The sequence below is a fragment of the Massilia terrae genome (genome assembly GCF_024753145.1).
In the GTDB taxonomy this organism is placed as follows: Bacteria; Pseudomonadota; Gammaproteobacteria; order Burkholderiales; family Burkholderiaceae_D; genus Telluria; species Telluria terrae.
In genome coordinates, this window is the sequence record NZ_JANUGU010000001.1 from 1,403,665 (window position 1) to 1,417,814 (window position 14,150).

General features: G+C 64.5%; 12 protein-coding genes. 3 read left to right on the forward strand and 9 right to left on the reverse strand.

Features of this window, described 5'->3' with window-relative positions; translation table 11 throughout:
- Positions 1-3: 3 nt before the first annotated feature.
- Together NX778_RS06085 and NX778_RS06090 are read right to left on the reverse strand one after the other, a co-directional pair.
- A complete protein-coding gene (locus tag NX778_RS06085; RefSeq protein WP_258810771.1) occupies positions 4-1,194 on the reverse strand; it encodes an acyl-CoA dehydrogenase family protein in 1,191 nt (396 codons plus the stop codon).
- A gap of 120 nt (positions 1,195-1,314) precedes the next feature.
- On the reverse strand, positions 1,315-2,139 hold the full coding sequence (locus NX778_RS06090; protein ID WP_258810772.1) for a PEP-CTERM sorting domain-containing protein: 825 nt from the start codon (positions 2,137-2,139) through the stop codon (positions 1,315-1,317).
- A gap of 316 nt (positions 2,140-2,455) precedes the next feature.
- On the opposite strand from NX778_RS06090, the gene NX778_RS06095 reads away from it, so the two are divergent.
- Entirely contained in the window at positions 2,456-4,516 is a 2,061-nt protein-coding gene (locus NX778_RS06095; protein WP_258810773.1) for a M13 family metallopeptidase, read from the forward strand.
- Between the two features lie 96 nt (positions 4,517-4,612).
- Here the strand turns inward: NX778_RS06095 and NX778_RS06100 are convergent, their stop codons facing one another.
- From NX778_RS06100 to NX778_RS06120, 5 genes are all read right to left on the reverse strand, one after another.
- Entirely contained in the window at positions 4,613-6,859 is a 2,247-nt protein-coding gene (locus tag NX778_RS06100) for a carboxy terminal-processing peptidase (protein WP_258810774.1), read from the reverse strand.
- Between the two features lie 141 nt (positions 6,860-7,000).
- Positions 7,001-7,564 (reverse strand): hypothetical protein, encoded by a 564-nt coding sequence (locus NX778_RS06105; RefSeq protein ID WP_258810775.1) that lies wholly within the window; start codon positions 7,562-7,564, stop codon positions 7,001-7,003.
- Entirely contained in the window at positions 7,561-8,121 is a 561-nt protein-coding gene (locus NX778_RS06110) for a thymidine kinase (RefSeq protein ID WP_258810776.1), read from the reverse strand. Before NX778_RS06110 ends, NX778_RS06105 begins: the two co-directional genes overlap by 4 nt.
- A 129-nt stretch (positions 8,122-8,250) precedes the next feature.
- On the reverse strand, positions 8,251-10,479 hold the full coding sequence (locus tag NX778_RS06115) for a penicillin acylase family protein (RefSeq protein ID WP_258810777.1): 2,229 nt from the start codon (positions 10,477-10,479) through the stop codon (positions 8,251-8,253).
- Between the two features lie 20 nt (positions 10,480-10,499).
- Positions 10,500-11,276: a hypothetical protein gene (locus NX778_RS06120; RefSeq protein ID WP_258810778.1), complete on the reverse strand. Its 777-nt coding sequence runs from the start codon at positions 11,274-11,276 to the stop codon at positions 10,500-10,502.
- A gap of 145 nt (positions 11,277-11,421) precedes the next feature.
- Between NX778_RS06120 and NX778_RS06125 the strand changes: the two genes are divergently transcribed.
- On the forward strand, positions 11,422-12,213 hold the full coding sequence (locus tag NX778_RS06125) for a CPBP family intramembrane glutamic endopeptidase (protein WP_258810779.1): 792 nt from the start codon (positions 11,422-11,424) through the stop codon (positions 12,211-12,213).
- Here the strand turns inward: NX778_RS06125 and NX778_RS06130 are convergent.
- Entirely contained in the window at positions 12,200-13,447 is a 1,248-nt protein-coding gene (locus NX778_RS06130; protein ID WP_258810780.1) for a cytochrome-c peroxidase, read from the reverse strand. The genes NX778_RS06125 and NX778_RS06130 overlap by 14 nt on opposite strands.
- Entirely contained in the window at positions 13,444-13,788 is a 345-nt protein-coding gene (locus tag NX778_RS06135) for a FixH family protein (protein WP_258810781.1), read from the reverse strand. The genes NX778_RS06130 and NX778_RS06135 overlap by 4 nt, the downstream gene beginning before the upstream one ends.
- A gap of 171 nt (positions 13,789-13,959) precedes the next feature.
- On the opposite strand from NX778_RS06135, the gene NX778_RS06140 reads away from it, so the two are divergent.
- Entirely contained in the window at positions 13,960-14,124 is a 165-nt protein-coding gene (locus NX778_RS06140; RefSeq protein WP_258810783.1) for a hypothetical protein, read from the forward strand.
- Positions 14,125-14,150 lie beyond the last annotated feature (26 nt).

Below are 14,150 nucleotides of genomic sequence, written 5' to 3' on the forward strand. Positions count from 1 at the left end.
TCCTCACAGGCCCAGGATCATCTGGGAGATGATGTTGCGCTGGATTTCATTCGAGCCGCCGTAAATCGAGGTCTTGCGATAGTTGAAGTAGTACGGCGCGAGCGGCGCGGCATCGTCGTCGCCGGACACGCTGTGTTCGTGCTCGCCTTCGAGATAGGCCGGATCGAAAGGCAGCGCCATCGGGCCAGCCGCTTCCACCATCAGCTCGGTCAGCATCTGCTGGATGTCGGTGCCACGCACCTTGAGCACGGACGCCTCCGGTCCGGGCGCACGGTCGCCCTTGGCCAGCACGCGCAGCACAGTCATCTCCAGCGCCATCAGTTCGATCTCCAGCGCGGCCACCTTGGCGGCGAACAGCGGATCCTCGATCAGCGGGCGGCCGTTCTTCTGCTCGCGGCCCGCCAGGCGTTTGAGGAAGGCCAGTTCGCGCTTGGAGCGGCCAACGGCGGCAATGCCGGTGCGCTCATGGCCGAGCAGGTACTTGGCGTAGGTCCAGCCCTTGTTCTCCTCCCCGACCAGGTTGGCGACCGGGACGCGCACATTATCGAAGAAGACTTCGTTCACTTCGTGGTCTTCGTCGAGCATGATGATCGGGCGCACCGTCACGCCGGGCACGTGCATATCGATGAGCAGGAAGGAGATGCCCTCCTGCTTGCGCACGCCGGGATCGGTGCGGACCAGGCAGAAGATCATGTCGGCGTGCTGGGCCAGCGTGGTCCAGGTCTTCTGGCCGTTGACGATGTAGTGGTCGCCGTCGCGCACGGCGCTGGTCTTGAGCGAGGCGAGGTCGGAGCCGGCGCCGGGCTCGGAATAACCCTGGCACCACCAGTCCTCGCACGACAGGATGCGCGGCAGGTAGTAGTCCTTTTGGACCTGGCTGCCGAAGGCCATGATGACGGGCGCCACCATATTGACGCCGAAGGGCAACACCGGTGGGCAGCCGGCGGTGGCGCATTCCTCTTCGAAGATGTGGCGCTGCACGGGTGTCCATCCCGGGCCGCCGTATTCGACGGGCCAGCCGGGTGCGACCCAGCCTTGCTGGTTCAGGATCTTGTGCCAGCGGACGTAGTCGTCCTTCGACAGCCGCAGGTGGCTTTGCACCTTGTGCCGCAGGTCGGCGGGCAGTTGCCGGTCGAGGAAGTCCCGGACCGTGTCGCGAAAGGCACGGTCCTCCTCGGTGTAGTCCAGGTCCATGGTGTCTCCTTGTTATCCCCGGCTATAAAAGCACGATCGTTCACAAGGATTGTACCTGAACCACAAGCGAATGCCGTGGAATGAATGGGCGCGGTCTGCGCCCATCTCCACACCCGCCTGTCAGCTGCGACGGCGACGCGCCAGGCCGCCGGCACCGAGCAGGCCGGCCATCATCAGCGCGATGCTGGATGGCTCGGGGACCGCGTTCGTGTTCGCGTCCGGGACAACGTCAAGCCCCAGCGGCGTATTGTCGGCCGGTCCCGGCACGAGCGCGCCACCACCGCTGCCGCCGCTGCCGCCGGCGGTGCTGCCGGTGGTGCCGGTGCCCGCGATGGAGCCGGTCGAGCCGCCAGTGGAGCCGCCGGTGCCGCCCGTCGAACCACCGCCGGTGCCGCCGCCGCCGCCGCCTCCGCCGCCGGTGCTACCCGTGCTGCCGGTCGAACCGCCGCCGCCGGTGTCGCCACCGCCGCTACCGCCGACTTGCGCGCCGCCTCCGCTGAGGCCACTGCCGGTTCCGCCCTTGCCCTGGCTCACGGTCACGCCGTTGGCCGAGCCGACCACGGACACGCCATCACCCAGCATTGCGGCGAGGATCCCGTGGCCGGAGCCCAGCAAGTACATGCCTTCGATGCCCTGCTTGTAGAACAGCTGGGTCTGGCCGTCCGCGGTCTGGGCCACGCTGGCGCTGGCTTTGCCGTACAGGACGTCGGCGAGGGTCGTGCCATTGGCCCCGCTGGACTTGGCCGCATCCGCGTACGAAATGCCGCCGATCAGGCTGAGGTTGCCGGACAGGACGCCGGAACTCAGCACGTCGGCGCCATTCGCACCAGTCCACCCGGACAGGATGCTTGAGGTCCCGGTGGACGATGCGACAGGCACGACGTCGGCGTGCGCTGCACAAGCGCTGGCCGCCAATGCCGCAACAATTAAATGACGTATCAACATAGGTTGCTCCTTATGTGTGCAAGATTATTCTTTTTACAACGGCACAATTATCCTAACACAGCTATAAAAAACAACGTTTTCGATTGGATGAGTTCGATAGAACGATTTCCGAAAAACAAGATAACCAACGAAAAATTGATTCGCGGAAATTGCAGTTTTCTTCGATCACGTTTTCCCGGGAGGGCCGGAAAGCGCCAAAAACGATGAGGAATCACGCCGCGCCACGCCGGCGTCTGCATGTTCACATTGCCAATTAATTAAGGTAGTGTATTCACGCCCGCATCCCCACAGTCTTTTGGAAGAGGACGATTCTTGCATGCTCAAGCCGTATAAGCTGGCCCGCACGGCCACAATCCTGCTGTCCGCATTCGCGCTCGCTGCTTTCGCACAGGAAAAGGCGCCGACACACAAGGGCGCGACCGGCAAGCACGCCGCCGCCAAGCGCCCCAGCGCGGCACCCGCGCCCTTGCCTGGAAACGCGAGCGCCATCTCCCTGCTGGCCGTGAACAAGTCCGTCAACGCCTGCGACGACTTCTACATGCGGGCCTGCGGCGGCTACGTCGCCGCCGCCAAATTGAGCGATGCACAGCCCGCGGTCGAGATGGCGAACGAACAGTTCGAAGCCAACCTCGAACTCAGCTTCCGCAAATTGTTTGCCCAGGACGTGTCGAAGGATCCGGAGCTCATGCGCCTGAAGACCTTCTACAACTCTTGCCTGTCCGGCAACGCGACCGACGGCGCGCTCGTCAGGCAATGGCTGGCGCGGATCGACGCCGCCGAATCGCCGGCCCAGCTCCAGACATTGCACCTGCAGCTGAGCCAGATCGGGGTCGACCCGTTCTTCACCTACAGCGCCCAGCCCGACCGCAAGCGGTGGGATCGATATCGGGGCGAGATTCACAACAGCTATATCTGGACCGACGAGCAGGTCGCCTTCCGGACCTTCGTCAACGCTGGAATGTCCGAGCCGGACGCGAGGCATGACGCAGCCATCGCCGCCGCGATCGGCCAGGTGCTGCGCAAGGAGCGTGGCGACCGCTACGACGTCGCCAAATCGGAAAATCCCCGTACCCTCGCAGAGCTCGCGCAGCTCGCGCCCGCGGTCGACTGGGCAGGCTATTTCGCCGTGGTCGGCGCGGCGGCGGACCAGCCCGTGAACGTGACCGCGCCTGCCTACCTGCGCGCTGTCGACGAGCAGTTCCGTGCGCGCTCACCGGCCGAGCTTCGCGCTTATTTCCGCTGGGCGTACCTGTATTCGCTGCGCGGCGAGCTGCCCGCGCCGTACAACGGGGCGTTCGGCGATATCAGCCCGGCCTTGCGCGTTCAGCTCGGCAATCCGGCTGGCCAATGCCGCGATGCCACCGTGCGTGCGATGGGGGTCGAATTCTCGCGCCAGTACGCCACGCGGATACTCGGATGGAGAGCGCGCGACGCCGCACGGAAGATCGCGACCGACATCCAGGCAAGGATCATCGCGTCCGTCGAGGATGCCCAATGGTTGTCGCCGGGAGGGAGGAAGGCGACCGCCGACAAGCTCGCCAAGACCGACCTCAAGATCGGCTTTCCCGATACGTGGCCGGAAGTCGGCAATTATCCTCTTGCGGAAAACGCCTTCCTCGCCAACGTACTGTCCGCGCGCGCTTTCGAACAGCACAGGACGTGGTCGCGGGTCGGCACCGAACACTCGCGCACCAACTGGGACATGATCGTCAGCCCATGGGTCGGCGAGGGCATGGCGGCGGCCCGGCTGGTCGTTCCCAACGGCTATCCGGACGCGCTGTCGAACTCCCTGATCATGACAGCGGCGTTCCTGGGCGCGCCCCGCTTCATCGCCAACGCGCCCGATGAGCTGAACTACGCCACCTTCGGCGCCGTGTTTGGCCACGAGTTCGTACACGTCGCGGAAACCCACGAATACGGGCCCGATGGACGCAACCAGGAGCTGTGGAGCGACGCCGACATCAAGGCCGAAGAGCGGCAAGGCCAATGCGTGGTCGACCAGGCGAATGCCTACCAAGCCCTGCCGGGGATGAAGATGAAGGGTGACCACCAGTACGGCGAAAACGTGGCCGATTATGGCGGGGTACGTCTCGCCTTCGAAGCACTGCAGGCCAAACTGGGAGCCGACCGATTGTACCGGGTGGACGCAAGCGGGACCTCGCCCGCGCAGCGCTTCTTCTATCGCTATGCGCAGAACCGCTGCGTGGCGCAGACGGACGACTTCCTGCGCAGATCGATTGAGACGGATGGGCACGCGCCGGCCGCGTTCCGCATCAACGCGCCATTATCGAACCTGCGCTCCTTCCAGCGCGCCTTCCATTGCAAGCCAGGCGCGGCGATGGTGCGCCCGGCAGCCGAGCAATGCCGAGTCTGGTAGAAACAGGCTGTGGCGCTGCCGCTAGCGGTGGCGTAACGAGCCGGAACGAAAAAAAGGCCCCGGGCGGGGCCTTAATACAAGGAGCGATGAAATCGATCAGTTGCCAAGCTTGGTCGGCGGCAAGTAAGGCATGGCGCGGTTCGCCAGGCGGGTGTCGGTCTTGAGCATCACCGATTCATCCGCGAGGATGTGCGCCGCTTCCTGCAGCAGGATGTCCTTGGCGTCCTTGGCCTTCTTCTCGGCAGCCAGTTGCGCTTGCAGGCTGCGTTCGTCGGCCTGCAGGCCGTCGTCCGCCAGCGGCGCATTGCGGCCCGCCAGCACCGACTTGGCCGGTTTGGTCGGGGCCGGCACGCTGCCGCGTTTCTCGGCCGCGGCCGGGCCGGCGGCCGGCTCGTCGTCCTTGCTGGCCAGACGGGCTTCCCGCAGGCGCGCCTTGGCTTCCTGGGTATCGCGTTCCTTGCGGCGCACCGCTTCGTTCAGCGAGATCAGGTTGTCCTTGCGCAGCTTCTTGGCTTCGGCAATGTCTTCCTCGAGGTACTGGAAGTCCGTGTCCTTGGCGACGCGCACATCATGCCGCTTCTGCAGCGGACCGATCAGGTCTTTCAGCTCGCCCGCCGGGGCGTAGTTGGCCGGCTTGATCTGCACCCAGGGCAGCGCGTTGTCGTACGAGGACTCGCCGAAATTCTCGACATCGCCCGTCACCGGGAACTTGATGTCGGGTGTGACGCCGCGCAGCTGGGTGGTGCCGCCATTGATGCGGAAGAACTGGGCGATGGTCATCTTCAGCTCGCCGTACTTCACTTTTTCGCTCGGCGCGAACTTGTCGAGGTTGATCAGGGTCTGCACGGTACCCTTGCCGAAGCTCGGTTCGCCGATGATGACGCCGCGGCCATAATCCTGGATCGCGGCAGCGAAAATCTCGGAAGCCGAGGCCGAACCGCGGTTGATCAGCACGCCCATCGGGCCGTCCCAGGCCAGGCCGGGGCTGGTGTCGCTCTCGACATCCACGCGTCCTTCAGCCGAACGCTGCTGCACGACGGGGCCCTTGCCGATGAACAGGCCGGTCAGCTCGACCGCCTCCGGCAGCGAGCCGCCGCCGTTGTTGCGCAGGTCGATCAGGACATTGTCGACCTTCTCTTTCTTGAGCTCGACCAGCAGCCTGGCCACGTCGCGGGTGGCGCTCTTGTAGTCCTTGTCGCCGCGGCGGCGCGCCTCGAAGTCCATATAGAAGCTGGGCAGCGAGATCACGCCGATGCGCTTCTCGACCCCGCCTTCCTTGACCTTGATGATCGACTTCTTGGCCGACTGCTCTTCCATGCTGATTTTCTTGCGCACCAGCGACACCGTGGTGTGCTTGCCGTCCGGGCCGGCGCTGGCCGGAATCACGTCCAGCCGCACCAGGGAATCCTTCTCGCCGCGCACCAGCTGGACGACGTCGTCGATGCGCCAGCCGAGCACGTCGGTGAAGGCGCCCTTGTCGCCCTGCGCGACGCCGACGATGCGGTCGCCGACCTTCAGCTTGCCCGACAGCGCCGCCGGGCCGCCCGGCACGATTTCGCGAATCACCGTGTAGTCGTCGCGTGCCTGCAGCACCGCGCCGATGCCTTCCAGCGACAGGCGCATTTGAATGTCGAAGTTCTCGGCCGAGCGCGGCCCCAGGTAGTTGGTGTGCGGCTCGATCGCGGTGGCGTAGGCGTTCATGAACATCTGGAACACGTCTTCGCTGTTGAGCTTCTTTATACGGTTCTGGTAGTTCTCGTAACGCTTGTCCAGCGTTTCGCGGATGCTCTTGTCGTCCTTGCCAGCCAGCTTCAGGCGCAGCCAGTCATTCTTGACGCGCTTGCGCCACAAGTCGCGCGCTTCGTCATCGCTTTTCGGCCATGCGGCCTTTTCGCGGTCGAGCTGCATCGACTCGTCGGTGGTGAAATCGAACTTGCCCTTGTTGACCAGCTCGCGCGCATACGCCATGCGTTCGGCGAAGCGCTGCTCGTACAGATTGAACATCTGGAACGGGATGGTCAGGTTCTCGTTGTTGATCGCGTCGTCCAGCTTGCTGCGGTTCGGCGCCATCTGGTCGAGATCGGCTTGGGTGAAATACAGCTTTTCGCTGTCCAGCCACTTGAGGTAGTTGTCGTAGATCTTGGCCGACATGACGTCGTCCAGGGGAATGGCTTTGTAGTGGTAGCGCGACATCACGCGCGAAGCCCACAGCGCGGCCTGGGCCTGGGCGTCGGCTGGCTTGAGCTGCTGGACGACGGGCGCGGCCTTGTCCGGCTGGGCCGTCACCACATGGGCCGACATGGCAAACGCTGCCAACACTGCCGCCAACACTTGCTTCTTCATTCGATTGATCTCCAGACTTGAAACGGTGAGTGGCGCCGGTCAGGCCGGCTGCTCGCGGACCCATTCTACAGGATAGCTGGGCCGCGCAGAGCGGGCTTGCGCCATTTCGGGCCAAGCTTAAGTCTGGCGTAAGTCGGCCTTTCAGTTTTTTACAAACTGAAACAGGAAGTGGCGATAGTGGAATGCCAAGCCCCCCGCGATCACGAGCAGCCAGGGCCAGGAGCGCGCGGCCAGTTTCCAGTCGGTGTCCGATGGCCAGAACGACAAAAACTGCGGCGCCAGCAAGAAGGCGAGCGCCAGGTCGAGCGGGCGGAAATGCCATCCCGGCGCGGTGCGCCAGGCCGCCACCGCGAACGGCACCAGCAGCACCAGGAAGGGCGCGAGCGCACTGGGCGCCGCGTTGTGCCAGCGCAAGTTGTCGAAAGTCACCGAACCCAGTTCCCAGGTGCGGCCGCTGCGGCGCGGAATGACGGTGAAGCCGCTCGGCTCGGCGCCGGTCAGCAGGCCAGCGCCGAAATGGGCCAGCTCGTGGCAGAAGGTGCCGGCCACGGTGAAGATGAAGAAGAAATGATGGGCGCTGGACGCAATCCAGATGAGCACGGCCAGCGCCGCCGACGGCAGCAGGTACAGGAAGATATCGCCATGCGCACACAGCCACGCCGGCGCGAGCGCGCCGCAAGCGTGGGTGAGCGCGGCTGGGGTCAAGCGCCGGCGCCCGAGTAGAAACAGCGGCCGCAGGCTTGCAAGTAACTCTCGTTGCCGCCGATGCTGACCTGCTCGCCTTCCTTGATGCGGCGGCCCTCGGCGTCGACCCGGATATTCATGGTCGCCTTTTTGCCGCAGGAGCAGATGTTCTTGATTTCCTCGATGTCGTCGGCCAAGGCGAGCAGGTAGGCCGAACCGGGGAAAGGCTCGCCGCGGAAATCGCTGCGCAGGCCGTAGCAGATCACCGGAATGCCGCGCACCTGGGCCACCTGGTGCAGCTGCTGGACCTGGGCGGTGCTGAGGAATTGTGCCTCGTCGACCAGCAGGCAGGCGACCTGCGGGACGCTGTCGAGGAAATTGGTATGTGGAGTGAAAGTGTCGACCTGGCGTTGCGGGCCAAGGCGCGAGGTGATCACGCCGACACCGTAGCGGTCGTCGATCACGGCCGTGTACAGTTTGACCTGCTGGCCCTGCTCTTCGTAGTTATGCGCGACCTGCAGCAAGGAGGTCGACTTGCCGGCGTTCATCGCCGAGTATCTGAAATAGAGTTTTGCCACTGCCCTGCTCCGCACCCCTCGTTGGATTGCGCGCGATTATAACGTGGGGAAATGTTGGGGCGCTAGCGCGGGACACGCATTAAGCAAACCGTCGTTCCCGCTTTCGCGAGGACGACGGTGCAGGTGTGTTCATGCTCCCGGATGGTACTTGCGTTCGAGGTTTTTCTCGATGTCTTCTTTATAGAACAGCACATCCTTGAACTGCCCACGGCTGTACATCTCGGCCTGGTCATTGAAATGCGGCGACTTCGGATCGCCGCTCTCGCCGCCGGCCAGGATGCTCTTGGCGCGAATGCGCGGCCCGAATTCAACCGCCGCGACGAAGCTATTGCCACGGTCGCCGTAGATGCGCTTGGTGTCCTGCTTGGCGCTCATGCCGAACGAGGCCAGCGAACCCCAGGTGGCCGAGGTGAACGGCACCGGGATGCTCGGCTTGCTGTCGTCGTAGCGCAGGTCGATGTCACCGGACAGGCGCTGGAAGCGGTTGATCTCGCCCCACGGCGTCTGCCAGCTGCCGAAATCGGCCTTCAGCTTCTCCGATGCACGCGCCAGCGCGTCCAGGCGCTCGTCGGAATTCAGGCGGGTCTGCACATAATCGACCACCGGCATGTGCTCGGCGCGCGCGGCCTTGGACGCCTGCTTGACCATGTCCTGGCCCCAGTACACCGCCAGCGAGGTCGGCACCGAATCCACCGCCCAGCGCAGGTTCCAGCCGCGCAGCGCCTGCACCTGGTCAGCCAGCGCGGCCTTGCGCGGATCGCTCGCCGGCAGCGCATCGTAGTCCTGGAGCAGGGCCGGCACCAGCGGCTCGAACGCGGTCAGGTAGCTGTCGTAGGCCGTCGTGACCAGGCTGTCCAGCGTCAGGCTCTTCACGTCCTTCAGCAGCCGCGCCGCATGTACCCCACGCGCGTTCTCCGGCAGCGACCACAGATAGGCCGGATAGTCCTGCTCGCGCGGGCTGGAGTCGCCGGCGGCGCTGAACGGCCAGTTATTGGTGTTCATGACGTAGCCACTGGCTGGATTGAACAGGTGGATCGTATCCTTCACCGGCAGCAGGCCTTGCCACTCGGTGGCCGATGTGCTGCCATCCACCGGGCGGCTCCAGTCGAATTTCGCGTCGCGCTTCGGAATGAAGTTCCCGTGGAAGTAGGCGATATTGCCGTCGCCATCCGCGTACACCGTATTGTTGGACGAGTTGGTCCGCAGCTGCATGACCTGCAGGAAGCCCTTGTAATCGCGCGTCTTGGTGCGCGAGAAGGACTGCTCCAGCGCTTTCATCGGCTCGAACATCATGCGCGTGGTGACCCACTTGCCGCCCTCCTCGCGCACCACCGGGCCGTGGTGCGTGAAGTAGGCCGTGACGGTCTTGCTGGCCATGCCGCCGCTGGCGGTCTTGTACGGCAGCGTGACCGCCACCGCCTTCATCGGCCGCAGCTTGCCGTCGTACTGGTAGAAGTATTTACCATCCTTCTCGGCCACGGTCTCGAGGTATTCGTCGATCACGTCGCCGCCGCCGGAGGTATGCATCCAGCCGTTGTGCTGGTTGAAGCCCTGGTAGACGAAGAACTGGCCCCAGGTGACGGCGCCATAGGCATCCAGGCCCTCGTCGCTGACCACGTGGATCTCGGGCCGGAAGTAGAACGAGGTGTGCGGATTGATCCACAGGAGCGCATGGCCGCCGGCAGCCAAGCGTGGCGCGATCGCGAAGCCATTCGAGCCGGTCGGTTCGGGATCGAAGCCCTTGTCGTTGCTGGCCAGCGCGACCTGCGGCGCCTTGCCATAGAACTGCTCCAGCTTCTTCAGGTCGATCGACTCGATGTCGCCGCCGATGCTGCCTTCGCTGAAGGCCAGCGCCATCCACGGCTCGAAATGCGTCAGCAGCTTCGGCTTCACTTCCGGATGGCTGTACAGGTAGAAGTTCAGGCCATCCGCGAAGCCCACCATCAGCTTCTTCAGCCATTCGGGGCTTTGCGCGTAGCGCGCCTTCAGGTCGGCCGGCGAGACGTACATCTTCATGCGCAAATCGCTCCAGATGGCCTTTTCGCCTTCCACTTCCGCCATGCGGCCAAGCGCGTTGATGTAATTGACCTCGACCCGGTTGAAATCGTCCTCGGCCTGCGCATACAGCATGCCGAACGCCGCGTCCGCGTCGCTCTTGCCGAAGATGTGCGGGATGCCCCACTTGTCGCGCATGATCGTGACGCGCTGCGCGGCCTGCTTCCAGCGCGCGACGTCGGCGGCGCTGTAAGGGGCTTTCGCGACGGCGGCGACGGTGTCGGGCGCCGCCAGCGACAGCGGCGCCCAGGACAGCGCGGCGCAGCCGAGCAGGGTCGAGGCGATCAGGCGGGTGGTGGTCATCAGTGGTCTCCTTGTTGTCGTTATGCGTCCTGTCCGCCGAGCGCGGCCAGTCGTTGTTTGAGCACTTCGTTTTCGGTCAGCAGACTCGCGACGCGGTCCTTCAGCGCCGCGATCTCGGCGCGCATGCGAGCCGTTTCGTCGACCGGTTCGCCGTCGGCGGTCTCCTTGCGCGGACGGGCTGCGGCCTTCTGCTCGCGCACCTGGCGCGCGGCCTGCTGCAATTCCTTGCGGCCGCCCGCCACGGCGGCGATCTGCGCTTCCGGCGGCAGCTGCGCGACATTGGCGGCGGCGTTGATCGAGATGGTACCGGCGCGGACCGCCTCCACCAGCTGCGGCGCGGCGGCCTTCTGGATGCGCTCGATCTGGCTGATGGTGTTGGGCGAGACGCGCGCGGCGCGGGCCACTTCCTCGCGCGTATTCCACGGCGGCGACTCGTCCTCGGGCGCCTCCTCGGCCTCGGGATTGGCGGCCTTGCGCGAGGCCACGATCTGCTTCTTGCGGATCGCGAGCAGGCCGCGCTGGAAGTCCGACACGCTGCGCCGCGCCAGGTGGTTATCGATCATCCACAGCTTGACGTCGTCGATCGACTCGAAGTTGGTGTTCTGGACAGTGCGGAAAGGGATGTCGTGCTTGCGGCAGATGGCGTAGCGGTTATGGCCATCGATGAGGATATCGTTCCACAGCACCAGCGCATCGCGGCAACCCTCGGCCAACAGGCTGCGCTCGAGCGCGGCGTATTCGATCTCGGTCAGAGGATCGACAAAGGAACGCAGTTCGTCGTGAATGGTGATGTTCAATTCTTGTCCCTGCAAATTCGATCGCGCCCTGCGTTCGGCGCGCCGCCCAGCATCGTACACCATCCCACGGCCGAGCCAAAGCACAAGGTTGACGTTTTGACCATGCTGGCCTACCCTGCCATCTTTTGTCTTTACACCAATGACCATGGCCCCGGACCAATCGCTGCCGCGCACGGCCTCGCCCGCGCGCCTTGCCCTCGTTTTCCTGATCCTCTTCCTGGCTTACCAGCTGCCCGAGGGCCTGGGGCAACGGGGCCTGCACAGCACTCCGGTCGCGGCGACGCTGCTGCTGATGTTCCTGCCGGTCGCCTGGCTGTGCGGACGCATGCTCGGCTACCGAGGGCTGGACGCCTGGTACCTGCGCGCGCCCCGCTGGCGAGTCCTGCTGGGCGGCTTCTTCGTGCTGGCTGTCGCGGCGAAATTGGGCGCGCTGGTGATTGGCACGAAGCTCGGGGTGTACAAATACTCTGGACTGAGCGCTGAAGCGCCTGGCATCGCACTCACAGCCCTGTGGATGCTGCCCTATACCTTTTTCCCCTCGATCGCCGAAGACATCGTCACGCGCGGCTTTGTGATGCGGGCATTTCCTGCGCTGTCGAGGCGCTGGCTCTTCATCCCGTTTTCGGCGCTTGTGTTCGTCCTCAATCACATTTATCGCCTGTCCAACGGGCCGGCCGAGTGGACGATGCTGTTCTGCTTCGGCCTCGCCTACGCCGCCGCGCTGTACTACAGCCGCAGCCTGTGGGCGGCGGTCGGCCTGCACTGGGGTTGGAACTACCTGGGCCAGCTCAGCGACAACGTCGCTTCGATCGACGCACTGACGGCGAACAGCTGGGTACTGTCGGCGCTGGTGCATCTATTGCTGCTGGCTGGCGTAACAGTTTTCTACAACCGCCTGGCATCGAGTGCGCGCAGCCGCAGCTTCACTGCTGGCTGATCTGGTTCAGGGTCCCGAGAAACGCGACCACGTCGGCGACTTCGCTTTCCGATAGCCGCACCGGTTTGAGTTCGCTGTGTCCAGCCGCTGACCGCGGCGCACGGCGATAGTGGCGCATGACCTCGTCCAGCGATGCGAGCTGGCCGGCATGCATGTAAGGCGCGCGCCTTGCGACATCGCGCAGGCTCGGCGTCTTGAACGCTGCCGTCGCCGCCGCCTCGTCATCGGCCAGGAAATTCAGCTCCGTACACTGGTCCGGCTTGGCATCGCTGAACTGGCCCAGGCAGTTGAATTCGTCGGCCCGCAGCTTGGCGATACCCGCACGCCGGCCAAGGTCAGGCTGTCCCGCTACGCGCGGCGCAATGCCGGTGTTGTGGAAGGCCTGGTCGGTGAACAGCGGCCCGGTATGGCAGGTCACACAGCTACCTTTGCCGATGAAGATGCGCAGGCCATTCTTCTCCCTGGCGCTCAGTTGCGAGGACGCGCCTGGGTCGCCATCAGCCAGCGCACCGAGATACCGGTCCAGCCGCGACTCGCCGTGCTGCAGCGACTTCTCGTAGGCCGCCAGCGCTTTGCCCATATTGGCGAAGACGCGCGACACATCGCGCTGTTCACTGGCGCTCAATGCGTTCCAAGCCACCTGCTGCTCAGGCGTCCCCACCGGACTGGCATTCCACGGCAAGCGGCTGAGATCCGGCATCTGGCCGAACACCGCCTCGTAATCCTTCCTGTAATGGGCATCGACGAGGTGCGCATAGGCGAGCCGGTTGCCGCCGTGTTCCGCGGCGTCTTCGAACGGCCCAAGCGCTTGCGACCAGAGGCTGTCCTTGCGGCCGTCCCACATCAGGAAGGGGCTGCGCGACGCGCCCGCGATCGGCATGGTCCGGCGCTTGCCGGTGCCAATGCCCTGCCCGAGGGGGCGGCCATCCTGGAACTGCTTGTCCGGCTGATGGCAGCTCGCGCACGACACGGCTCCGTTCCCGCTGAAGCGCGTGTCTGAGAAAATGCGCTGGCCGAGGCGCGAAGCCGCCGGCGAGGACTCGTAAGCATTGGACGGATCAAGCGAGGCGAGATTCACAGCGCCGAGCCGCATCGACGCGAGAATGCTCAGTTCCGCACGCGACCAGCCGTCTCCGCGGCTATCGCCAATCGAGGCTGCCAGCGCGCTCCCGGCTATGAACGCTGCGGCCAGCAACCAGGCGGCCCGGCGGCTTCGCTTTGCGGGCGCCTTCATCGCCGCGCCAGCAGCTGGCTGATGTTGACCATGGTGTTGAAGGTCACATCGTCCGCACCTTCCGCCCCATCGACCTTCAGCTTGATCTGCCACCATCCGGGCATGCTGAACTTCATGCCTTCGACCAGATAGCGTCCGTCGCCGAGTTCACGCGTCACTTTAGGCTGCGTCGGCAAGCCATGGCCGTGCTGCGGCATGCCACCATCGACGCTGATGTGGGCGCCATTGACCGGCTGGCCATTCGGAGCGCGCAGCTGGACTTCCCAGGCATGCATCCGGTTGATCGGCGCCGGCTGGGCCAGCGAGTGGACGGCGACTTGATACTTGTGTTGGCTGGACATGTGTTCCAGCGACTGGTCCAGATCCGACGGAACTGACATGCACGCGGTCAGCAAGGCGGGACCAAAGAACGAAAAGACGTAGAGAGCGAGTTTGCACATGGCGATAACTTGTCTGATGTTGTGAGTGACGCAGGGCGGCTCCACATGGGCCGCCCCGCGTGCGAGTGCCTGGTGGATCAGTATTTAGCGCAGCCGCACGGCGTCGCCGCGCACTTGCATTCGGGGGCGCAAGCGCAGGACTTTTGCTGGCAGCCGCAGGTGCACGCGGCACCCGGGCAGGTGGCGCATTGGCATTTGGATTCGGTGGTGGTGTTCATGGCGTTTCTCCTGAAGTGATTGAAAGAGACGCCAGTGTAAGAATG

Coding starts and splice junctions, on each gene's coding strand:
- NX778_RS06085 (WP_258810771.1), bottom strand. CDS start 1,194: ATGGACCTGGACTACACCGAGGAGGACCGTGCCTTTCGCGACACGGTC.
- NX778_RS06090 (WP_258810772.1), bottom strand. CDS start 2,139: ATGTTGATACGTCATTTAATTGTTGCGGCATTGGCGGCCAGCGCTTGT.
- NX778_RS06095 (WP_258810773.1), top strand. CDS start 2,456: ATGCTCAAGCCGTATAAGCTGGCCCGCACGGCCACAATCCTGCTGTCC.
- NX778_RS06100 (WP_258810774.1), bottom strand. CDS start 6,859: ATGAAGAAGCAAGTGTTGGCGGCAGTGTTGGCAGCGTTTGCCATGTCG.
- NX778_RS06115 (WP_258810777.1), bottom strand. CDS start 10,479: ATGACCACCACCCGCCTGATCGCCTCGACCCTGCTCGGCTGCGCCGCG.
- NX778_RS06125 (WP_258810779.1), top strand. CDS start 11,422: ATGGCCCCGGACCAATCGCTGCCGCGCACGGCCTCGCCCGCGCGCCTT.
- NX778_RS06130 (WP_258810780.1), bottom strand. CDS start 13,447: ATGAAGGCGCCCGCAAAGCGAAGCCGCCGGGCCGCCTGGTTGCTGGCC.
- NX778_RS06135 (WP_258810781.1), bottom strand. CDS start 13,788: ATGTCCAGCCAACACAAGTATCAAGTCGCCGTCCACTCGCTGGCCCAG.